This is a genomic window from Acinetobacter sp. R933-2 (genome assembly GCF_030325485.1).
GTDB lineage: Bacteria > Pseudomonadota > Gammaproteobacteria > Pseudomonadales > Moraxellaceae > Acinetobacter > Acinetobacter sichuanensis.
In genome coordinates this window covers 12,767-36,009 of the sequence record NZ_JACAIJ010000011.1, presented here as the reverse complement: position 1 = coordinate 36,009, position 23,243 = coordinate 12,767, and the positions used below count along the sequence as shown (strand labels likewise).

General features: G+C 37.0%; 22 protein-coding genes. 12 read left to right on the top strand and 10 right to left on the bottom strand.

Features of this window, described 5'->3' with window-relative positions; genetic code table 11:
* Window positions 1–7 precede the first annotated feature (7 nt).
* Window positions 8–916, bottom strand: coding sequence for a sulfate adenylyltransferase subunit CysD (gene cysD, locus HX005_RS13395; RefSeq protein ID WP_286377812.1), 909 nt, complete (start codon window positions 914–916; stop codon window positions 8–10).
* A gap of 148 nt (window positions 917–1,064) precedes the next feature.
* On the opposite strand from cysD, the gene HX005_RS13390 reads away from it, so the two are divergent.
* Window positions 1,065–1,508 (top strand): GNAT family N-acetyltransferase, encoded by a 444-nt coding sequence (locus HX005_RS13390; RefSeq protein WP_286377729.1) that lies wholly within the window; start codon window positions 1,065–1,067, stop codon window positions 1,506–1,508.
* Between the two features lie 414 nt (window positions 1,509–1,922).
* On the opposite strand, the gene HX005_RS13385 is transcribed toward HX005_RS13390, so the two are convergent.
* Window positions 1,923–3,380 (bottom strand): capsule assembly Wzi family protein, encoded by a 1,458-nt coding sequence (locus tag HX005_RS13385; protein WP_286377811.1) that lies wholly within the window; start codon window positions 3,378–3,380, stop codon window positions 1,923–1,925.
* 215 nt (window positions 3,381–3,595) lie between these two features.
* Between HX005_RS13385 and HX005_RS13380 the strand changes: the two genes are divergently transcribed.
* Window positions 3,596–4,078 (top strand): DUF2059 domain-containing protein, encoded by a 483-nt coding sequence (locus tag HX005_RS13380; protein ID WP_286377728.1) that lies wholly within the window; start codon window positions 3,596–3,598, stop codon window positions 4,076–4,078.
* Between the two features lie 52 nt (window positions 4,079–4,130).
* On the opposite strand, the gene lysS is transcribed toward HX005_RS13380, so the two are convergent.
* Entirely contained in the window at window positions 4,131–5,657 is a 1,527-nt protein-coding gene (gene lysS / locus HX005_RS13375; protein WP_286377727.1) for a lysine--tRNA ligase, read from the bottom strand.
* A 119-nt stretch (window positions 5,658–5,776) separates the two neighbouring features.
* Between lysS and HX005_RS13370 the strand changes: the two genes are divergently transcribed.
* Complete coding sequence (locus HX005_RS13370; protein WP_286377726.1) at window positions 5,777–6,481, top strand: hypothetical protein; 705 nt, start codon at window positions 5,777–5,779, stop codon at window positions 6,479–6,481.
* Between the two features lie 181 nt (window positions 6,482–6,662).
* A complete protein-coding gene (locus tag HX005_RS13365) occupies window positions 6,663–7,154 on the top strand; it encodes a YqiA/YcfP family alpha/beta fold hydrolase (protein WP_107007802.1) in 492 nt (163 codons plus the stop codon).
* A gap of 53 nt (window positions 7,155–7,207) precedes the next feature.
* Here the strand turns inward: HX005_RS13365 and HX005_RS13360 are convergent, their stop codons facing one another.
* A complete protein-coding gene (locus HX005_RS13360) occupies window positions 7,208–7,744 on the bottom strand; it encodes an adenine phosphoribosyltransferase (protein WP_286377725.1) in 537 nt (178 codons plus the stop codon).
* Between the two features lie 585 nt (window positions 7,745–8,329).
* Between HX005_RS13360 and rubA the strand changes: the two genes are divergently transcribed.
* From rubA to oxyR, 4 genes are all read left to right on the top strand, one after another.
* Window positions 8,330–8,494 (top strand): rubredoxin RubA, encoded by a 165-nt coding sequence (gene rubA, locus HX005_RS13355; protein WP_065994895.1) that lies wholly within the window; start codon window positions 8,330–8,332, stop codon window positions 8,492–8,494.
* A gap of 75 nt (window positions 8,495–8,569) precedes the next feature.
* Window positions 8,570–9,760: an NAD(P)/FAD-dependent oxidoreductase gene (locus tag HX005_RS13350; RefSeq protein ID WP_107007804.1), complete on the top strand. Its 1,191-nt coding sequence runs from the start codon at window positions 8,570–8,572 to the stop codon at window positions 9,758–9,760.
* 55 nt (window positions 9,761–9,815) lie between these two features.
* The gene (estB, locus tag HX005_RS13345) at window positions 9,816–10,754 is read left to right on the top strand and encodes an esterase EstB (RefSeq protein WP_286377724.1); all 939 of its coding nucleotides are present in this window, start codon (window positions 9,816–9,818) and stop codon (window positions 10,752–10,754) included.
* 13 nt (window positions 10,755–10,767) lie between these two features.
* Window positions 10,768–11,676, top strand: coding sequence for a LysR family transcriptional regulator OxyR (gene oxyR / locus HX005_RS13340; RefSeq protein WP_107007806.1), 909 nt, complete (start codon window positions 10,768–10,770; stop codon window positions 11,674–11,676).
* 82 nt (window positions 11,677–11,758) lie between these two features.
* Here oxyR and ppk1 read toward each other — a convergent pair whose 3' ends face one another.
* Window positions 11,759–13,834, bottom strand: coding sequence for a polyphosphate kinase 1 (gene ppk1, locus HX005_RS13335; protein ID WP_286377723.1), 2,076 nt, complete (start codon window positions 13,832–13,834; stop codon window positions 11,759–11,761).
* Window positions 13,835–13,959: 125 nt separating this feature from the next.
* Window positions 13,960–14,634, bottom strand: a complete 675-nt coding sequence (gene mtgA / locus HX005_RS13330; protein WP_107007808.1) for a monofunctional biosynthetic peptidoglycan transglycosylase — start codon at window positions 14,632–14,634, stop codon at window positions 13,960–13,962.
* A 75-nt stretch (window positions 14,635–14,709) separates the two neighbouring features.
* Between mtgA and HX005_RS13325 the strand changes: the two genes are divergently transcribed.
* A complete protein-coding gene (locus HX005_RS13325; RefSeq protein ID WP_107007809.1) occupies window positions 14,710–15,519 on the top strand; it encodes a rhomboid family intramembrane serine protease in 810 nt (269 codons plus the stop codon).
* Between the two features lie 84 nt (window positions 15,520–15,603).
* Here HX005_RS13325 and HX005_RS13320 read toward each other — a convergent pair whose 3' ends face one another.
* Window positions 15,604–18,123, bottom strand: a complete 2,520-nt coding sequence (locus tag HX005_RS13320) for an ABC transporter permease (RefSeq protein WP_286377722.1) — start codon at window positions 18,121–18,123, stop codon at window positions 15,604–15,606.
* The gene (locus HX005_RS13315; protein ID WP_286377721.1) at window positions 18,117–18,869 is read right to left on the bottom strand and encodes an ABC transporter ATP-binding protein; all 753 of its coding nucleotides are present in this window, start codon (window positions 18,867–18,869) and stop codon (window positions 18,117–18,119) included. Before HX005_RS13315 ends, HX005_RS13320 begins: the two co-directional genes overlap by 7 nt.
* Window positions 18,870–18,941: 72 nt before the next feature.
* On the opposite strand from HX005_RS13315, the gene HX005_RS13310 reads away from it, so the two are divergent.
* Window positions 18,942–19,529, top strand: a complete 588-nt coding sequence (locus tag HX005_RS13310; RefSeq protein ID WP_502872749.1) for an arylesterase — start codon at window positions 18,942–18,944, stop codon at window positions 19,527–19,529.
* Between the two features lie 49 nt (window positions 19,530–19,578).
* Here the strand turns inward: HX005_RS13310 and HX005_RS13305 are convergent, their stop codons facing one another.
* Window positions 19,579–20,166 (bottom strand): TetR/AcrR family transcriptional regulator, encoded by a 588-nt coding sequence (locus HX005_RS13305; RefSeq protein WP_286377720.1) that lies wholly within the window; start codon window positions 20,164–20,166, stop codon window positions 19,579–19,581.
* A gap of 151 nt (window positions 20,167–20,317) precedes the next feature.
* Here HX005_RS13305 and HX005_RS13300 point away from each other — a divergent pair, with 151 nt between their 5' ends.
* Window positions 20,318–21,520 (top strand): MFS transporter, encoded by a 1,203-nt coding sequence (locus tag HX005_RS13300; RefSeq protein WP_286377719.1) that lies wholly within the window; start codon window positions 20,318–20,320, stop codon window positions 21,518–21,520.
* Between the two features lie 68 nt (window positions 21,521–21,588).
* On the opposite strand, the gene thrH is transcribed toward HX005_RS13300, so the two are convergent.
* Window positions 21,589–22,206, bottom strand: coding sequence for a bifunctional phosphoserine phosphatase/homoserine phosphotransferase ThrH (gene thrH, locus HX005_RS13295; RefSeq protein ID WP_107007815.1), 618 nt, complete (start codon window positions 22,204–22,206; stop codon window positions 21,589–21,591).
* Window positions 22,207–22,404: 198 nt separating this feature from the next.
* Here thrH and HX005_RS13290 point away from each other — a divergent pair, with 198 nt between their 5' ends.
* Window positions 22,405–23,136 (top strand): phosphoadenylyl-sulfate reductase, encoded by a 732-nt coding sequence (locus tag HX005_RS13290; protein WP_286377718.1) that lies wholly within the window; start codon window positions 22,405–22,407, stop codon window positions 23,134–23,136.
* The last annotated feature ends 107 nt before the right edge of the window (window positions 23,137–23,243 follow it).

Here is a 23,243-nt window from a genome sequence, read left to right as displayed (position 1 = left end):
GAGATTCTTAGAAATAACCTTCCTGCTTTTTCTTTTCCATCGAGCCCGCTTCATCATGGTCAATCATACGACCTTGACGCTCAGAACTCGTTGCCAAAAGCATTTCTTGGATAATTTCAGGCAATGTGTCTGCTGTAGACTCCACCGCACCTGTCAATGGATAACAGCCTAAAGTACGGAAACGTACCGATTTCATTTGTGGAACTTCACCTTCTTTCAGGCGCATACGTTCATCATCCACCATGATCAGTGTGCCATCACGTTCAACCACAGGACGTTCCGCAGCCAAATACAAAGGCACTAAAGGAATGCTCTCTTGGTAAATATATTGCCAGATATCCAGCTCGGTCCAGTTCGACAATGGGAATACACGAATACTTTCGCCTTTGTTCACCTTACCGTTATAAAGATTCCAAAGTTCAGGACGTTGATTTTTTGGATCCCAACGATGTTTTGAGTCACGGAAAGAGTAAACACGCTCTTTGGCACGAGACTTTTCCTCGTCACGACGCGCACCACCAAATGCAGCATCAAACTGATATTTATCAAGTGCTTGTTTTAAGCCTTGAGTTTTCATAATGTCGGTATATTTTGAGCTACCATAATCAAATGGGTTTACATTGGCATCTTTACCTTCTTTATTTTGATGCACAATCAAATCAAATCCGTGTTGTTTTGCCATATTGTCACGGAATGTGATCATGTCCTTAAACTTCCAGCCTGTATCGACATGCAACAGTGGGAATGGAAGTTGGGCAGGATAGAATGCTTTTAAAGCAAGATGCAGCATAACCGCTGAGTCTTTCCCGATCGAGTAAAGCATGACTGGGTTTTCAAACTCAGCAGCAACTTCACGGATAATATGAATACTCTCAGCTTCAAGCTGTTTGAGATGAGTAAGTCTTTCCTCAGATATAGACATTGACAGCACCAGCTCACAAAAAGGTGTACTTATTACACATATTAAAATTTATATTCATTATAATGATTTACACTTGAGTTCTTTTGCTTGTTTTTTTATATTGATATATAAAAACATCATAAACAAAATACTTGAGTTCATTATGACCGCACAGATTATACCTCTAGAAGAAATTAATTTCGAACAATGGCTTCCACTTTGGCAAGGTTATTTAAACTTTTATAAATCACAACTGACAGATGAACAAATAAGATTATCTTGGAAGCGCATCACAAATCCTGAACAAGCAGATATGTTTGGTTATGCGATTCAAATTGAGGGTCAAGTGGCAGGTTTTGTGCACTTAATTTCCCATATGAGTATGTGGACAGATTTACCTTATTGCTATTTACAAGATTTGTATGTCAATGAGCAGTTTAGAAATCAAGGTTTAGCACGTCAACTGATTGAACATAGTTATAGCGTCTGTGCTAGAAAATTTGATCGTATTTATTGGCTGACTCAAGAATCCAATATCACAGCTCAATATCTATATGATCGTATCGCCAACAAAACAGGGTTTATTCAATATAAAAAGGCATTATAGAAATGATTTTGAATTTTTTATCTATAAATTCTTGCTTTTATACGGCTAAATCAAAATAAAAATAAAAAAAGCTTATCTCTGGAGATAAGCTATAAAGACGATTAGAAATATAATTTAGCGATTATATTCCTAATGGTAGGAATACTTCTTTATGGTCAGAAAGAAGTCTTTTCATATTAAGCGATCTATTTTTTTCATCTACTCCCTAAATAGGGATATAAATTCAAAATATTAAAAAAAAAGCCTATTTTTTCAAATAGGCTATAAAACGATTAAAAATATAATATTTAAATTATATCTTTAATGGTAGGAATTACTTCTTTATGGTCATTTAAAGAAGTCTTCACAGTTTAAATGACTTTAGCTCTGCCAAGTATCCCTGAGTTCAGGTATTTCTTGGCATTTAATGGACAATTAATAACCAAAAATTGCTTTATCTAATGGAATTTCAACACCAACCGATGCACCTGCATCATTCCCTTGATGATCTGAATCACTTACCCAAGCATTAATTTTTAAAGGCACAGTCGGTTTTAAATAATGTGTCCAAGTTAAATCAAGTGCCTTAATTTTATCATCTTCGGGGAAAGTGACATTGGTTAAACGATTTGATTGATTTACTTTAGCAAAAATCGCACGACCACTTAGACGATTCATAAGATCAAAGCGAATATCACCACCAACTGAGACCATTTCACCATCACCACCCATCGCATGACCTAAAGAAAAACCATGCTGATAATATCCATCTTTATAAATGTGATGGTTATAAGAAATGCCTTTTGCATCACCATTTGTTTCGGTGTTCGCCCATTCAGCATAAACTTGGAATGGCATATCTTTATAAGATGAAGAATAATCTGCACCCGCTAAATACATTTTTTTAGAGGGTAATAAACCAGCTTCATCTTCACCAATAAATTGCCCATACAAGCTCATCGGAACGTTAGCCAATTGTTGTAAATTCAAACGAGCATCAAAACCTGCCAATTGGTTTGATGCATTTCTTTCTCCTGAACAGCCTTGTGCATTACATTCGTTATCTTTACCAACAAAAGCATTCCAGTAAGCTTTTGCACTCCCAGGCTGACCTTCACCATCAATTTGGAAAGTACGTGATGCACCTAACTCTAAATAAGGTAAAGGCTGTGCAGTTAAACGTAAACCCACTAAATTCGTATCTGGTACTGCTTTATAATCATCTAAGCGACCTACAAATGCTTGATATTGCCAAGGTCCAATCCAAGACAACCATTTCGATTCAAAGGCATTTTGTTCTGCACGTTGTGCAGTAAAGCCATAGACAGGACGACTGGCATCACCACGAATCAAACTACCATCATGTCCAGGTCCCCAATACGTTGGAATTTGACCTGCAATCACCCATTGGTTGAATAATTTTCCTGCAAGATAAGAACCTTCAACATTGACATCTTGTCCATTATCAATTTGCGGGTCTTTCTCACCAGTTACACGTAATTTCGCATCCCAGTTTTCACCGCCTGCATTCAACTCCAATGAAGCAGCATATTGTGCTTTTTGGTTATCACCAAAAGCTTGTGGAATATTTTTTTGATCTGTTTCAGCAAATAAACCAACTTTTGCCATTTGGTTATCTGCTTTTAATGCATTTTGAATCGAGTCAATCACTTTTTGTTGTGTATTGTCAGAAACTTTTGCTTGAGATAAAGCGCGCTGAATTTCATCACCACTCATTGGCCAAGTTGATGTGCTAATTTGAATCACACCTTGTTGATTTAACCAGTTTAAATCTGTACGAATATCTTCATTATTAAGCACTAAACCTTGTGCAAAAACGGGCAAAGACAAACTTGCTAACACGGCAGCATATAAGGATTTCTTTAAAAACATGCGCATTTATTCTCTAGACATTGCTGCGCTCCACCTTAGTTTTTTTCACATTTTTTTTCAATGGTGAAACTGTTTTATTACAATATTTTAACAAGTATCATAAAAAGCTCAATTAATATTGAGTTCTCTACGCTCAATCTATAAATCTAATTGAGTAAAATATAATGATAGGTATAAAAATAATGTTAACTGAGAAATTTAAAATGAAGAAGAAAATGCACCTTTGGATACTATTTTTAATTTTACTGACAACACAACAAAGCTTCGCCGCACCAGCTTCTCATGCGTCTATTGAAGAACTCTTAAAAATCACAAAAACGGAACAACTTATTGAGCAAACTCAAAGCCAAGTTCTCCCTGTCATGCAAGAAAGTATGAATCAATCTCTTGAAGCACAAGGTGTCAAAATAACAGATAAGGAAAAAACTAAAATAGACCAGTATTTAAAAGAAAGTAATACATTGATCTTAAATGAACTGAACTGGAAAACGCTGAAAGGCGATTTTATTCAAATTTATGCAGACACATTTGACCAAGAAGAAGTCGATGGCTTGATCGCTTTTTATAAAACACCTGTGGGACAATCAACAATTGAGAAAATGCCTTTAGTGATGAATAAATCAATGCAACTCATGCAAGTTAAAATACAACAATTAATGCCTAAAATTATGAATAATTTAGATAAAAACCTAAAATAGACCTCATAAAAAAGCCGCTGAGTTCAGCGGCTTTTTCTTGCATAGCAAAAAATTAGTTTTTGTGACGCATATGTGGGAACAAAATCACATCACGAATACTTGGTGCATTAGCAAATAACATCACCAAACGGTCGATCCCGATGCCTTCACCTGCTGTTGGAGGTAAGCCATATTCAAGTGCTTCAACGAAGTCTGCATCATAATGCATCGCTTCATCATCACCTGCATCTTTTTCAGCAACCTGTGCTTGGAAACGTTCCGCTTGATCAATTGGGTCGTTTAACTCAGAGAAACCATTTGCCAACTCACGACCACCAATGAAGAATTCAAAACGATCCGTGATATGTGGATTGTCATCATTACGACGTGCTAATGGTGAAGTTTCCGCAGGATATTCAGTAATGAAAGTCGGTTGACGAAGTTTAGTTTCAACAGTTTCTTCAAATACAATCGTTTGCAACTTGCCTAAACCAAAACCAGGTTTCACTTGCTCTTTCAGTTCATTTTTAACAAAGTTAGCAAGGAAATCACGATCACCGACATTTTCAGGAGTGAACTGTGGATTGTTCTCAAGAATGGCATCAAACATTGAAATTTTCTTGAATGGACCTTTGAAGCTATACACTTCTTCGCCATAAGGGACATCGGTTGAACCCAAAATATCAATTGCCAGTTTTTCCAGCATATTTTCAGTCAATTCCATCAAATCTTTATAATCTGCATAAGCTTGATAGAATTCGATCATGGTAAATTCTGGATTATGACGTGTTGAAACCCCTTCATTACGGAAGTTACGGTTAATTTCAAATACACGTTCAAAACCACCGACAACCAAACGTTTTAAGTAAAGTTCAGGTGCAATACGTAAAAACAATGGCATGTCTAATGCATTATGATGTGTTTCAAATGGACGTGCAGACGCACCACCCGGAATCACATGCATCATTGGCGTTTCGACTTCCATATAGCGTTCATTGGTCAAAAATGCACGAATACCTGCAACCACTTTGGCACGGATTTCAAAGGTTTTGCGTGTTTCTTCATTTACAATCAGGTCTAAATAACGTTTACGATATTTTGCTTCTGTGTCAGATAAACCATGAAACTTGTCTGGAAGAGGACGTAAAGACTTAGTTAATAACTCAAAATGTTCGATATGAACATATAAGTCACCCTTACCAGAACGACCAATATACCCTTCTACAGCAATAATATCGCCAAGGTCTAAGCTCTTAATCGTTTCTAATACTTCTGGTGCAAGCTCTTTACGTGCAACATAAAGTTGAATACGCCCAGTCATGTCTTGGATCACAATAAATGACCCACGATTCAACATTACACGTCCTGCAACTTTTACATATACATGTTCGCCAGCTTCGATTTGTTCTTTAGTTTGATCAGCGAATTGATCTTGTAAGTCTTGTGCGTAATGCTCACGCTTAAAGGTATTTGGCCATGGGCTAACACCTGTTTCCTTGGCGTGATCTTGAATTTGCTTTAACTTGGCATGACGCTGTGCAATTAAATCGTTTTCGGAAATGTGTTGTTCAGAAGTCGATTGAGCGTTATGTTGCGTCATCTCTGCCTCAAATTTTAATCAATAAACGGAAGTTGCATAGCATAGCAGATTTACAACATAATAAGCAGCATACAATCACAGCTATTTCTAATTAAAGCCAAATTAAGCATCAAAACTCTATGTTAAAATTCAATTTTATTCTCATTTTACTCTTTTCTTTTTGTTCATTTAGTTTTGCTACTGAACACGATAACCACACTCAAACACTTTCTTCTGAGCCGAATATACGTACTTTAAAAATCATTGAACATACCAATTTAGATACACAAAATTATATTTGGCAATTTGAACTCACGCTAAATACTCAGGAAAAAACGATTACTTATACTTTATTGAACCCTAGCCCCAAATGGACAGTTTTAAATCAACGAGCTTCCGAACTTGCTCAAAACTATACTTATGAAAAACTCGAAAACTTAAATCAAAGCGAAAATAAAAATGCAAATAATGACCCAACAATTCAATCTTTGCCTGTTTATCACCTAAATATACGTTTTCCTCAAGGCATTGCTTGGAAAAAACAACCCCGTTTTCAACGCTTAGCAGATGCCTCAGCAAGACTGTGCAAACTTCAGCCAAATGATGCAAACTATGAAAGTGCAGTTATTCATAAAAATCGTAGTTATACCTTTAACACACAGCTTTATATGCATGCAAATGGTCAAGTAAATTATGTTGATTTACTCAATCCATCTCCCAATTCTATGCTAAATCAACTGATTTACAAAGAATTAATTTCTTCACAATTTCAACCCTTTAATGAAAATGGAGTTCCATCAAGCTTTAAAGCAGAGCAACCTATATTATTAGTATGCCCAGATTAATAAACAACCAAGCATTCTCCCAAATAGAAAGCTTTAAAAATCTGTCTTAGACCAAAATCTAACTATTTTTTTTAAACATGATGCGTACAATAATTCAAGAAATAGTTGAAAAGTAAACTATCTATATAATCCACCTATCTTTGCGAATAAAGACAGTTTTAACTGATAAAAGAATATGTATATGTCAAAAATATTATTTATGCATGGATTGGATTCTTCACGAGATTCAACCAAATTCCATGCTTTAGATGCAGCACAAAAATACTGTATTGATATTGATTATCGTAATTTAAATTACGATACCGTGGCACATTTATATCAAGATATTATTCAAAAAATTCAACCTAAAATTATTATTGGTCATAGTTTAGGTGGCTATTGGGCTTTGAAAATGTCACAGTTATTTCGTATTCCTGCCATTATTGCCAATCCAAGTCTACGACCTGACTTTCGTACAGACTATCATCCGATTACAGAACATGATTTAGAACATGACATTCCACAAACAGCTTATATTGAATTAGGCGATGAAATTTTAGATATGTATCAAACATCAAGCATACTTGAATCCTATATGCACGTTGAAATGATGCAAGGTGGGCATCATCGTTTGGCACTACCCGAAAACTTAAATCGCATGCTTGAATATATGCAAAAAACCTTTTCTATATAAAAAAAGCCTTGTAAAACAATCTTTACAAGGCTTTAATTTTTTGATTCTTTTACTTAAGCAGCAACTTCTGGTTTAGATTGCTCATCTAAAACAGACCAAATATTTAAACCTAAATCACCATGTAAACCTTTTAGATCTAGGAAAATACTGGCACCTAACACCGTATGATTACATTTTGCCATCAGTTGTTTTACGGCTTTTAGTGTTCCGCCAGTTGCTAAAACGTCATCAACAATCATCACTTTTTGTGGCTGAATATCTGCTGACATTTCCAAGCGATCCAAACCATATTCTAAGCTATAGCCCACTCCAACCACAGGAGGTGGTAATTTTCCAGCTTTACGTACTAATAACAAACCTTTGCCTGTACGTTGTGCCAATAAACTTGCCAATACAAACCCACGTGCTTCTACAGCAACAAAGCTATCTACTTCAGCCAATTGCGCTTCTGGAATACTTGCAACTAATGCATCAGTCAAAGCTTCAAGATTTTTCATGAATAGTGGTGTTAAATCATAAAAACAAATTCCAGGTTTTGGAAAATCTTGGACAGTACGAATGTGAGACCACAAAGCTGTAGACTTGTTCATAAAGGGAGACTGTAAAATGAAATAATGCTGATATTCTAGCCTGAACCCTACTTTTTTAAAAGCAACTAACACAATGAAAATAAAATCTATTTTTGTAAGTTATTGAATTTACTCATACCATTTATTTAATAAATATTAGCTATATTTTAGTTGAATATTATTATAATAAAAAATACAGAAAAACACTCTTAGACCTTGGTCTAAAATGAGAATTTTCCAATTTTTTATAGACATACTTAGGCTATTTACAAATCCAATTTTTTAAATAGATATTTATTATCTTTAAAAAAATTAAATTAAAACAAGAAATGATTAAAAAAATATTAAAAATCTGATGCTCATAAGTATTTTGTCAGACAATCATGCTATAAATTTGCCCAAACAACATTGCTTTTGTCCTACTCTGCCATTCAGCTTTGCAATTAGTTGGGTAAACTCCAATATTTACTTTACATTCGTTATTGAACTGCGTAAAAATTTATTTGAATATGTACCTATTGCAATGCATATCACTAGAGTCAATGTAGTAGCAAGATTTTTGACTGACAGCATACATACGCCATCTGTCAGATTTTGGAGAGTTAGATGAAAAAATATCAATGCATCGTTTGCGGTTGGATTTATGACGAAGCAGAAGGATGGCCGCAAGATGGCATCGCAGCAGGTACAAAATGGGAAGATATTCCTGATGATTGGACATGCCCTGACTGTGGTGTTTCTAAAGCTGACTTCGAAATGGTAGAAGTATAATCGTTACATGAAAAGACCATGTCCACATGGTCTTTTTTACATTATTGATAATATTAAAATAGGATGGAGAATCATATGCAACCAGTCGTCATCGTAGGTTCAGGAATGGCAGGTTATACCCTAGCAAGAGAATTCCGTAAATTAAGCACAGAACAAGAGCTTGTGATGATTTGCGCAGATGATGCGGTGAATTATGCAAAACCAACCCTTTCCAATGCGCTTGTTGGAAAAAAAGCACCTGATCAAATTGGTTTAGGTGATGCTGAAAAAATGGCAACACAACTCAATATGCGGATCGAAAAAGAAACGTGGGTTAAATCAATTGATGCAGAAAAACACCAACTCACGCTTGAAAAAGATGGAGAAACCTCTATTCAAGCGTACTCAAAGCTCATTTTAGCTGTCGGTGCAAATCCTATTCGTCTTGCGATTGCAGGTGATGGCAGTGATGATATTCATGTTGTAAACTCTTTGATTGATTATCGTGCATTCCGTGAAAGCTTAGACAATTGTGCAACAGGTGACTGTGCTGATAAACGTGTCGTTATTTTAGGTGCGGGCTTAATTGGCTGTGAATTTGCCAATGACTTACAAAATACAGGGCATCAAGTTACAGTGATTGACTTAGCTGCTCAACCTTTAGGTCGTTTATTGCCAAGTCATGTAGCAAACGCATTTAAACAAAATCTTGAAGAATCAGGCATCAAATTTGCATTAGGCACGACGGTTGAAAAAGTTTCAAAAGCTGATCGTGGTTATGTTATTTCTTTAGCAAATGGTCAATCTCTTGCTGCTGATGTCGTGTTATCTGCAATTGGCTTACAACCTAATCTAAATCTTGCTCAAACTGCCAATATTGCAACCAGTCGTGGCGTGATTACCAACACACTTCTTGAAACCAATCAAGCTGATATCTATGCAATTGGTGACTGTGCAGAAGTCAATGGTAGCTTACTTCCATATGTCATGCCATTAATGCAACAAGCACGTGCATTAGCAAAAACCCTAAGCGGTCAAACAACCAATGTACATTATCCAGCGATGCCTGTGGCTGTAAAAACCCCTGCTGCGCCGCTTACTGTTTTGCCTGCACCTGTAGATGTTGAAGTCACTTGGGACAATGAAGAGTTTGATGATGGTATGTTATCAAAAGCTACAGATACTGAGGGTACTTTACGTGGCTTTGTGCTTTTAGGCGCAACTGCGGGTAAACAACGTTTAGCATTAACCAAACTCGTACCTGACCTGATCCCAGCTTCAGTTTAAAAACGCTTAAATACAAAAGGATATTTTTCAAATATCCTTTTTAGGAAAATAAAAAATGAATAGCGCACTCCAACTACAAAGCTCTCCTTACACATCCTTTATGCAAGAAACCAAAGTCGACTTAGGCAATGGAATACAGTTGCATGTCGAAATGGGGGGAAATCCAGAGCATCCCACAATTTTGCTGATTATGGGTTTGGGTGCGCAAATGCTGTTTTGGCCTGATTTTTTTTGTAAATCACTGATTGATCAAGGTTATCAAGTCATTCGTTTTGATAATCGAGATATTGGTTTGTCCTCTAAAGTTCTCCATAAAGGTCCGCGTTTAAATACCATGAAAATGATGGGGCGTTTTGCTTTTGGTTTACAAAATCAAGGAGCGCCCTATAATTTATTTGATATGGCAGACGATGCTGCTTTACTCATTGAGCGCTTAGGACTGGAAAAAATCAACATTATTGGCGCTTCGATGGGTGGGATGATTGCACAAATTTTAGCAGCAAAATATCCTGAAAAAATTGAAAAAATTGGTTTATTATTTACCAGCAATAATCAGCCTTTACTTCCGCCACCATTTCCAAAGCAACTCTTTAGTCTAATAGGTAAACCTGAATCACATGATGAAGAAGGTATTATTAATCACTCTCTGAAAGTTTTTAAGACGATTGGTTCACCTGGTTATTTAAATCAAGTCGAAGCAATGCAGACAGCTCGCAAATTATATCAACGTAGTTATCACCCTGCGGGTGTACTTCAACAGTTTTTAGCAATATTATGTACAGGTTCATTGCTTAAATTGGATAAACAAATCCAAAAGCCAACACTCGTTGTACATGGTTCATGTGACCGTTTACTTCCTCCAAGTCATGGACGAGCAGTAGCAAAAGCAATTGAAGGCGCTAAGTTTGAATTAATTCAAGGAATGGGGCATGATATACCACCGCACTTTATTCCCCAGCTTAGTGGTTTATTTGCGCATCACTTTAAATCATAAACATTAGGACACTATGGCTGCATTACCATCCCTAAGACAGCTGTCATATCTAGTAACACTGTCTGAGACGTTGCACTTTACTGAAGCAGCGCGCCGTTCGTTTGTAACTCAATCTACCCTTTCAGGTGGAATCATGGAGTTAGAGCGTTTATTGGGTGGCGTACTCGTTGAACGTGATCGCCAAAATGTACGTTTAACCCCTCTAGGTGAACAAGTTGTCGCTCGAGCCCGTGTTCTACTCGCCGATGCTCAAGACTTAATGCGTTTGAGTCGTGAAATGAGTGAGCCTCTCACAGGTGATTTGCATCTTGGCATTATTCCAACAATTGCGCCTTTTATTCTTTCACAATTGTTAGAGGAAGTGCATAAGCAACTACCAAAAATTCAATTGCATTTGCATGAAGCTCAGAGTGAAAAAATTGTAGAAAAACTTGAACATGGTAATTTGGACATGATCATGTTGGCTCTACCTTTTGATACTCGCGGTTTAAAAGTCGCAGAGATTGCAAAAGAGAGTTTATTTTTAGTTTGCAACAAAGCAGATCAAAATGCTCTCAATGCACGCTCATTAGACGATTTAGATCTCTCTCACTTGATGCTTTTAGAGGAAGGTCATTGTTTACGTGACCATACTTTAAGTGCCTGCCCGATTGGCGAGCGTAAAAATGATCATCGTTTAAAAGCGAGCTCATTACCTACACTCGTAGAAATGGTCAATTCAAACTTAGGTTTTACGTTATTGCCTGAAATTGCTGTACATACGCATATGTTAAAAAGCAATGATCAGTTAGTCACCAGACCTATTGAGAATGCCCCTGCTCGTACACTTGCTTTAGTCACACGTAAAAGCACACCATTACAAAGTGAGTTTGATGTATTGGTGCAAATTTTACAGAAAATCATTGCTGTTGAATTACACTGATTTTAAATTGATTTTTATGTTAAAAATAGAATATCAGTAATAAAAAATGGAGCCTTATGACTCCATTTTTTATGCTTTAATTTTATTTAAAAGCATCAATCAAAACTTGTTGTGCATTATGTAAGGCTTCACCTTCTTTCGGTTCAGCGCGCACCCATGTCCCATCCCCTTGCAATAACCATGCTTGTTGATTGTCTTGCAAATAGTTCAGTAAGCCCTGTTGATAAATTCGTTTTTTCAAAGCAGGATCTTCAATTGGGAAGCAAACTTCAACGCGATTAAATAAGTTACGATCCATCCAGTCAGCACTTGAACAATAAATACGTGGGTTGCCATTATTACCAAAGCAATAAACACGCGTATGCTCTAAAAAACGCCCTACAATTGAACGTACACGGATATTTTCAGATAAATTTGGTAAGCCCGGACGCAGACAACAAATTGAACGAATAATTAAATCAACTTGTACCCCAGCTTGCGATGCTTCATAAAGTTTGTTAATGAGCTGAACTTCAGTTAATGCATTCACTTTAACAATAATCTGTGCAGGCTTTCCTGCTTTTGCATTGGCAATTTCTTCATCAATATAAGCAACGAGTTGTGTATGTAACGTAAACGGCGCATGTAAAAGTTTCTTCAACTTTGCCATTTTACCCATTCCAGTTAACTCTTGGAAAATACGGTGCACATCTTCACACAGCTCTTTGTCCGTTGTCAGCAAACCATAATCGGTATAAATACGTGCATTGGTCGCATGATAATTTCCTGTACCTAAATGCACATAACGAACGAGTTTATTATTTTCACGGCGTACCACCAAAATCATTTTGGCATGGGTTTTATAACCCACAATACCATAAACCACCACTGCCCCAGCTTCTTGCAAAACATTTGCAACGGCAATATTTGACTCTTCATCAAAACGTGCACGTAACTCAATTACAGCGGTCACTTCTTTACCATTACGAGCAGCTTCAGCAAGCACTTGTACAATTTCAGAGTCTGCACCACTACGGTATAAGGTCTGTTTGATCGCTAACACTTGTGGATCACGTGCAGCTTCACGTAATAAATTGATGACTGGGGCAAAAGATTCAAAAGGATGATGTAGTAAAATGTCTTGCTTTTGCATTGCTGCAAAAATATTTTCTGTCTTTTTTAATACTTTAGGAATCGCAGGAATATGTGCATCATAGCGCATATGTGGGCGTTTAAAATTTGAAACCAAACGCGCCAAATTGACAGGTCCATCAACTTTATAAAGTTGTTCTTCTTCTAAATCAAACTCATCTAGCAAATATTCGTAAATATGTTTTGGGCAATTTTCAGTGACTTCCAGACGCACTGCACGACCAAAACGACGAGAGCTTAATTCACCTTTTAATGCTTTTGCTAAGTCTTCTACATCCTCATTTAATGCCAAATCAGCATTTCGTGTGACACGGAATTGATAACAACCCGTTGCCGTCATCCCAGGAAAAAGGTCAGAGACATGTTCATGAATAATGGCAGACAACATGACAAAATGTTCTTTTCCACCTGTTAACTCATCAGGCAAACGCACTACACGTGGCAATGAACGTGGTGCAGGAACAACAGCAAGATCAATTTGACGACCGAAAGCATCTTTTCCTTCAAGTGTCACAATAAAGTTTAAACTTTTATTGACTAAGCGTGGAAATGGATGCGCAGGATCGAGGCTAATTGGAGTTAAAACAGGTGCTACTTGTTCTTGGAAATATTTTTTAATCCATGCTGATTGGGCTGGTGTTAACTCGCCACGGCGTAGAAAACAAATATCTTCTTCACGTAATTTTGGAAAGATTTCTTCATTTAAAATACGATATTGACGCTCAATCGCAGCATGTGCAGTTTTAGAAATAGATTCTAAAACTTGTTTTGGTGTTAAGCCATCAGGACTACGACTTTCATTGCCTAATGTTAACTGTTCCATCACCCCAGCAACACGAATCTCAAAAAACTCATCCATATTACGTGAAAAAATTAATAGAAAATTCATCCGATCCAATAAAGGATGTAAAGGGTCAACCGCTTGTTCTAATACACGTAAATGAAAATCTAAAATAGATAATTCACGGTTAATATAGCGTTCATTATAAGTATATTCAGCTGGAGTATTATTTACTGCGCTATTCATGCAATTCGCCTGCACTTAAAAATCTTTCTATTAGTATGCTTCAATTTTGTGACAATTTCATAAAAAAAAGCGCAAAAAATGCACTTTCCTCTCATAAAAAATACTTTATTTACATATTTTTATCTTTAGTCAGGAATCCGTGTTGCGCGCATATATTTCAAAATAAGTCCTTTACGATAATTGAGCTTACGATCTTCAGGATGTTCTTGATAATACTTCGGGTTCGTCAAGATAGCAGCTAAAAATGCAGCTTGTTCACGTGTTAAGCTTTTTGCACTTTTGCCATAATAATGTCGCGTTGCAGCTTCAACCCCATAAATATGATCGCCAAATTCAACCGAATTCATATAGACTTCTAAAATCCGTTGTTTCGACCACATGCGCTCCATCATAATGGTTGCAATGGTTTCTTGTCCTTTTCGAATATATGAACGGCGATTATAAAAGAATAAGTTTTTTGCGAGTTGTTGTGAAATGGTTGAGCCACCTGCAACAACTTTTTCTTTTTTCATATTGCGTTCTAGTGCGTTTTCAATACCATCCCAGTCGAAACCATGATGATCCACAAACTTAGCATCTTCCGCAGCAACAATGGCATGTTTAAAATTATCACTAATTTCATCATAATTTCGCCACTGATGTTGAATCGGTTTAAAATCTGATAAATAAGTCCAACGCATAAACATGGTCGTCTCAACATCATGCGTACGCCAATAGACCAAACTCGAGAAAATCCAAAGTTGAATCATAATAAGAATACTGACAATGATTAACAAAGTTCGAACAATAAAGGCTTTCATGTCAGTACCTTACTCCTGAATTTTTTAAAATTCATGCTAAGCTTAAATAAATAAGAATGCACAGAATATAATGTTATGTCAGAAATGCAACAACCTTTCCAAGTTGAACCCCGTCAGCCGATCGGAAAAATCACTTTATTCCTGATTATCATCAATGTGAGCTTGTTTGCTTGGCAAATTCTTTCAGGTGTGAGTATTACTGACCCCACAACTTTAGATGCCTTACGTTGGGGTGCGGATTATGCACCTTTAACCTTTTTAGAAGAACCCTACCGTTTATTTAGCAGCATGTTTTTTCATTTTGGCTTAATGCATTTAGGCTTTAATATGTGGGCATTATATATTTTTGGCGATGTCGCAGAAAAAACCTTTGGCAAATTTTATTTTCTTGGGCTATATCTACTTGCTGGCTTGATGGGTAGTTTGCTCAGTGGCTATCTGGATATTCGCAATAGTTATGCTTTGTTGCAACATGCTGACCCAAGCTTAATTCCTCGTGTTTCCGCAGGTGCATCTGGCGCAGTCATGGGATTAGGAGGAGCTTTAACCTTACTGTCTCTTTTCCCCCCTACAGCAACGCAAAGATTTATTTTAGATAAAAAATCACTATTAACAATTTTAGCTGTCAACCTTGCCTTTGGTTTCTTTACGTCTGGCATCAACAATGCTGCACATATTGGCGGCATGATCATGGGTGCTGTTTTGGCATTGTTATGGTATTTCACTCAGCGTCAACAAGCCAAGCCAATGTTGAATTTCGTCATTTTAATTATTGGACTCGTGATGACTTATAGCTTCTATTTATATTGTCAACACTTGGTTGAGCCACTAACTCCTCTTTGGCAAGAAGCTGTAGCACAAATGCGTAGTCAGTTAAATTTTTAAATTCCTTAGATAAAATACGCATTCCCATTTAAAAACCCATTTTACTAAACAGCAAAATGGGTTTTTCTTTAGTTTAAAAATTTATCAGCTTAATTCTCGCAAACTTTGTAAAGGCGGAATCTCTGATAAATAACTCAAACGATAACGTCCAATCAAAGCACATAACACAGCCATGACGAGCGGTAGCATTAACCAGATCTCCCAATGCAACTGCACCGCCATGTCCATACGATAACTCACAATCGCACTAATGACTTCTGCAAAAATACAAGCAACAAGTCCTGACAATAAACCAATCAAGCCGATCTCTAAACTCATCATATTTTTCAGTTGTCGTTTAGAACTTCCAAAAGAACGTAACAAAGCCACTTCTCTTTTTCGTTCATCCATCAACAAATTGATACAGGCGATCAAAACTAAAAAACCTGAAAGACTGACTAAAGCTGCCAGTACCGTGACAATTTGCACCAAAACTGAAACTAAGCGTTTAATTTCATCAAAAATCAAAGAAACATCAATAAAAACAGTATTGGAAAATTGTTGAATTAAACTGACCATTTTGGTTTTTTCAGTGGGCGGCACATAAAAACTTCCTAAATAACTGCCTGCATTTTCATCCAAAGTTTTTGGTGTAAAAATAAAGAAAAAATTTGGACTAAAGCTTTGCCATTCAACTGTACGTAAGTTCACAACTTGTGCTTGTAAACGTCCTTCAGGCAAAGTAAAAGTCAGACGATCACCAATTTTAATACCTAATTCTTCAGCCAGTTTTGCTTCAACAGACACTTGTCCAACTTGGCTTAGTTTTGCCTCACCTGAAACAATCACATTATCTTCAGGATATTGATCTGTCTGCGTAAGGTTTAATTCTCGTCGCAATGAATTACTTTTTTTCACCAATTCTTCAGAAAAAGCCTGATCATTTTTGGCAACTAAACGTCCTTTTACATTGGGATATAAAGGGGTACTTTTCCAGTGTTCTTGTGCTAATTGTTGCTTAAATGCATCAAGTTCAAAAGGTGGCAAACCATAAATAAATTGATTGGGTGTACCTTCTGGCAATTGTTGTTGCCAACGCTCTAACAAATCCGTTCTAAGTACCGCTAAAACGGTAATCAGGCTTAGACCTAAAGCTAAAGCAGTAATTTGTAATGCAGTTTGTGACGGTGAACGCACATAAGCAGACAGTTGATTGCGCATTGATTTTATAGCTTTTAAGATCATCCAAACCACTGCATACAAAACAGCAGTCAAGCTAATTACGGCTCCCATCACCAGCCCAGTCAGCATGACATTTTCCGTTAGAACTAGACTGAAAATAATTAAACTAATGATGCCAAATGACATCATCAAAGCAATAGAGCGAGCGGATTTTTCTTGTTGGCGAATCACACGAATCGGTGGTGTATTGAGCAACTGCCATAAGCTTGGCAAAATAAATCCAATTAAAACAATCGCACTGGTAAAAATCGCAATCGGCAATGGACCAATTAACATTTGCAGTAACGAAAATTGCAACTCCAAACTTGGGATCATCTGCAACATCAATTGCAATAATGAATAGCCCAAAACCAACCCCAAAGCACTACCAATCAACATTGCAATCAAAATCACAACTGCAAGCAAAGCCAAGTAAGTTCGGAAAATTTGCCCCTTACTCGCACCGACACAACGTAACAAAGCAATATGATCTTGGTTTTGTTGCACATAACGTTGACTGGTCAAAGCAATGGCTAAACCACACAGTAAAATTGTTAAAATATTGGCAAGTTGTAGAAAAGTATCTAAATTTTCAATCGGTTTAAGCAGTCGTGTATTGCCCTCTTCTGCACTGCGCAGTCTTAAATTGCTTTGATCTTCAGTCTCATTTGCATTATTTTGCAGCATTTGAGCAGACTGGTTGGTTGGTGTATCACTTTGTGAACTTGTATCTTGTTTTTCTTGAGCTTTAAATTGTTTAAAACGCTGTTGATATTGAGCAATCGCCGATTCATCACCACTGAGCAAAAGCCGATATTCAATTCGACTGCCAATTTGAACTGCATTGGTTTGTGCAATGTCAGCTTGGTGAATGATCACTGTCGGTGAAAATGCAGAAAAACCGAGTTCTTGATTCGAGTCATGCGCAATGATGCCTGTGACTTTAAAATGCCCATCTGCGATTTGTACTGAATCGCCTACCTTGACCTTAAGTAATTCTTGCGCACGTTTACTCAGCCAAATCCCGTCTTTCTGCAATTGTTGTGCAGGCTGAATTTTTAAATCACCACGCAAAGGAAATGCACCATCAATCGCCTTGACATTGACCATCACAAATTGATCATGCGTCGAAGCCATTGAACCAAGCATTGTGACATGTGACTGCTTTAATTTTAATTCATTTGCCGACTCAAGCCACTTCGACTCAATTGGATTTGTATCACTTAATACCAAATCTGCGGCTTGCATTTTTGCCGCTTGTAACGTCACTGCCTGTTGCACTTGATCATTGCTAAACTTTAAAGCAGTCGTCGCACTGATTGCCAAACTCAAAGCGATAATTAATAAGTAAATCCCTGAATTGGCAAAACTCTGTCGTAATAAAGGCTTAAATAAACTCAACATGAGACAGCCTCAACGTGTGAATGCTGTTGATGCTCAATCAATAGCCCATCTTTAAGTTCAAAGTGACGTTGGCATTGCTTGGCTAAATCGGCATCATGCGTGACCAAAACTAAAGTTGTTCCCATTTCTTGATTTAACTCAAACAATAGCTGTTCAATTTCTTGTGCAGTATGTGCATCCAAATTGCCTGTCGGTTCGTCCGCAAAAATAATTTTAGGTGCTGAAATCAACGCTCGTGCAATCGCAACGCGTTGCTGTTCTCCACCTGACAACACTTTAGGTGTTTGCTGACTTTGTCGTTCCAAACCAACTTTTACCAATAGTTTCAGTGCTTTTTGTTCAGCATCGGCATAGTGAAAATCTGGCTGTAAACGCAAAGGCAACATGACATTTTCAAGTGCGGACAGATGTGGCAATAATTGAAAAGACTGGAAAACAAAACCTATATGTTTTAAACGTACCAATGCGCGTTGTTCTTCATTTAAATGCGTGACTGATTCACCACAAACGGTTAATTGCCCTGAACTGGCTTGGTCTAGAGTGGCAAGAATTCCCAATAATGTTGATTTACCTGAACCTGAACGTCCTGTAATTGCGACTTGCTCGCCTGCTTGAATATTGAGATTTAAATTTTCAAAAATTGTAAGTGTTTGATGTGGAAGTTCAATCTTTTGTGTAAGTTGCTGTGCAGAAATGATCCCTTGTGGCATGATGGGAGAAGTTGAATTATCTTGAACCTTAGACATCATAAAGTACCCTATATGCATATCAAAAAATTGTTAAATTTGAAAATGATGAAAAAATTAACTCATTGTTTAATGTTTAGCATGATCTGTCTGTTACCTGTTAGTAGTTTTGCAAAAAGCATCATGATTGTCGGTGATAGTTTGAGTGCAGGCTATGGCATCAACCCACAACAAGGTTGGGTCACTTTATTGCAACAGCGTCTTAATCAACAATTTCCAAAGCAACATAAGGTGATCAATGCCAGTGTCAGTGGAGAAACCACTAGCGGTGCTTTGGCTCGTCTACCTAAATTATTGCAAACACATCAGCCGAATATTGTAGTGATTGAACTGGGTGGTAATGATGGTCTACGCGGTCAACCCCCACAAATGATTCAGAAAAATTTGGCACAAATGATTCAACAAAGCCAAAAAACCAAAGCCACTGTGATCTTATTGGGTATGAAAATCCCACCAAATTATGGCACTGCGTATAGCACCGCATTTGAAAATAATTACAAAGTATTAAGTCAGCAATACAAAGTAAAAATGCATCCTTTCTTTATGAATGGAATCGCAGGAAATAAAAGTTTGATGCAAAAAGATTTGATTCATCCCAATGCAGTTGCTCAGAAAATTTTACTTGATAATGCCTATCCACTGATAAAAGCTGCGCTGTGATTATTGTTATTTTTGAATAATTCTTCGCTATCCATTGGCTTTATTGAAATCAAAACTGATCTTGATTTTGTAACAACGTTGCAAATGCAAATAAACGTGCCAATAACTGATGGGTATAAGCTAATTCAACGTCTTGTTCTGTAAATAAAATTCGATGTAACAAAGGTGCGATGACAATTTCAATAATCAATGAATTATCAATGGTTAACTCATTACGTTGCAACGCACGTACTTGAATCACATCCAATTGCTGAATTAAAAATCCATAACATTTTCTCGCCAAAGGTGAATCAGTTGAAGCTAAAATATCACTCAACATACTACGCCCAACCGCAGAAGCATATTCTTCAATATATTGTTCAACCCAAGCATAAAGATCTTGTTTAAAACTGCCTAAATCTTCAGGTATGCTGTCTGGATGTAAATGATTAAAAGCAACGTCAGCAAGTAATTGGGATAAATCACCCCAACGCCGATAAATCGTTGAAGGTGTCACGCCTGCATGAGCAGCAATCATTGGCACGGTCAATTCTGATGAATCATGCTCCTTCAATAAAGTCTGAACAGCCTCATGTACTGCTGTTTGAATCCGAGCACTTCGCCCACCAGAACGTAAACCTGTAACAACTTTTGTCATATGCAAATCACTACAAATTTATAAATAAAATCAGATCAAATACTTAGACGTTTTTTGCAATTATTTAAAAAAAACACTAAAGCTAAATATTTGCGTTTAAGCCAAAATACGTTATAAAAGCAAATAAATTGCTTTTGTATGTGGCTTGATTATGAACAATTCCAATTTTAATCGTCAAGTGACTTCCTTTCAGCTCTCACCGCAAACTGCACTATACACACATACTTTTACGCTTATGCTTTTTATGGCTGCATCAAGTGCGCCAACGCCTTTGTATCGCCTTTATCAGCAATATTTTCATTTTTCTCCTGTTTTGCTTACTTTAATTTTTGCCACTTATGCTTTTACTTTATTGGCTACATTATTGATCGCAGGCTCACTCTCAGACTATATCGGACGTAAGCCTGTTATTTTTCTTGCATTGATTTTAGAAATCATTGCAATGGTGATTTTTTATTCAGCTTTTAATATTGAAATGCTGTTCTTTGCACGTGCAATACAAGGCATCGCGACAGCTCTTGCAGCCTCAACATTTGGAGCAGCTCTGCTCGACTTAAGTAAAATCCATGGTGCTCTAATCAATAGTATTTCACCAATGCTTGGTATGGCAGCAGGGATGTTTCTCACGTGTCTAATGCTTCAATTTTCAACATATCCGCTTTTACTGATTTTTGAAATTTTCATTTTGCTATTTGCATCAAGTCTTTGTATCGCATATTTTAGCCCTGAAACCGTTGAACGCCGCATTGGTGCATTGGCATCACTAAAACCTAAACTCACGCTTCCACCACAAGCAAAAAAAACGCTATTCATCGTCAGCCCTGTAAATATTGCAATTTGGATGGTCAGTGGCTTTTTCTTATCCTTAATGCCTTCTTTATTGGCACTTTCTTTTAAAAACCCAAGCGCTTGGTTAAATGGCACAATGTTTATCACGCTCACTGTTTCAGGTGCCATTGGAATTTTATGTTTACGGCAAGCCAGAAATTTATCTATTCTTCTTACAGGTGCATTTAGCCTTATTTTGGGTGCAAGTATCATCCTCATCGGTATCCATCAAACTCAAGCCAGTTTATTATTTTTAGGTGCATGTATTACAGGAATCGGTTTTGGTACAGGTTTTATGGGTGCAATCCGTACTGTGATGCCACTCGCTCAACCTGAACAGCGTGCAGGTCTAATGGCAACTTTTTTTGTCGAAAGTTATTTGGCTTTTAGCATTCCAGCAATCATTGCAGGCTACTTTGTCAACCACATCGGTTTGTTGTCTACTGCGAGTATTTATATTGCACTGATTATTTTCTTGTCGAGTATTGGTATTATTTTTAGTGTAAAAAATAAAAAACATATATAAAAATCAAAGATATAAAAAAGACGCCGAAACGCCTTTTTTCGTTTTTACTACTTAAATTTTAAAATCACTTAAGCAGGAATATCACGTACTGAAGCACTACGAATCGCTTCTTTCAAAGCTGCATAACCATGAATTGGTGGGAATTGTGGGAATTCACGAATCACATTTTCAGGCGCATCAAATAAGAAACCTTTGTCTGCTTCACCGAGCATCGTAGTATCATTATAAGAATCACCTGCTGCGATCACACGATAATTCAAACCATGTAATGCTTTTACAGCTTCACGTTTTTGGTCTGGTTGACGTAGTTTATACGCTGTAATCATGCCATTTTCGTCAGTTTCTAATTTATGACAGAAAATTGTAGGCCAACCCAATTGTTGCATTAAGGGATGAGCAAACTCATAGAAAGTATCTGACAAAATGATCAGTTGAAAATGTGTACGCACCCATTCAACAAACTCTTTTGCACCTTCAAATGGTCCCATGTCTGCGATCACAGCTTGAATATCATTCAAACCTAAACCATGTTGTTTAAGAATATTTAAACGTTGTGTCATTAACACATCGTAGTCTGGAATATCACGAGTGGTTGCTTCTAATTCTTTAATGCCCGTTTTTTTAGCAAAATTGATCCAGATTTCTGGAACCAAAACACCCTCAAGATCAAGACAAACGATTTCCATGAGTTTTCCCTAATTTCAGTTTAAAATTTTGGCAGTATCATAGCATTAAAGTTTGACGATTTTGCTGAAAGTTTATAAATCTATTTTCTTCATAACCATAGGAATTAAATTGCTAAGTGAGCTAAACTATTTACATTAAAATGAAAACATTCTGAAAAATTTATATATATAGCTTCAAGCTAAAGCCAGAGGCACATCATGACCGTTATTCCTAGCATTGACCATGTCGATGCACTTGCCGCAGAATATGCAGATAAATCACCTTCTGAAATCCTTGCCCTTGCCCTTGCTCAAGAAGGTGAAATCGCGATCTCTTTCTCAGGTGCTGAAGATGTCGTATTGATTGACATGGCACATAACCTAGGTAAACCTTTTCGTGTTTTTAGTCTAGATACAGGACGTTTACACGCCGAAACTTATCAATTCCTTGAAACTGTACGTAAGCATTATGGTATTCAAATTGAAATCTGTTTTCCTGAAGCTGAGGCTGTACAAAAGCTAGTGAATGAAAAAGGTTTATTTAGCTTTTATCAAGATGACCATAAAGAGTGTTGCGGTATCCGTAAAGTTCAGCCATTGCGCAAAAAACTTGCAACTTTAGATGGTTGGATCACAGGACAACGTAAAGACCAAAGTCCAGGTACACGTACTGAAATTCCAGTGATTCAAGCTGATGTAGGATTTTCTGGCGAAGGTAAACAACTGATCAAATACAACCCTTTGGCAAATTGGTCGAGTGCAGATGTTTGGAATTATATTCGCATGATGGAAATTCCATATAATCCATTGCATGAAAAAGGCTTTACTTCAATTGGTTGTGAGCCATGTACTCGTGCAGTTTTACCCAACCAACATGAACGTGAAGGTCGTTGGTGGTGGGAAGAAGCAACCCATAAGGAATGTGGTTTACATGCAGGTAACTTAAAATAAGCCGCATGCATATTGGTAAAAAAAAGTCACTCTATTTAGTGGCTTTTTTATTCACTAATCATTCATTAAAATGCTTGGATTTTATCCATTAAATCGTTCTATACTTA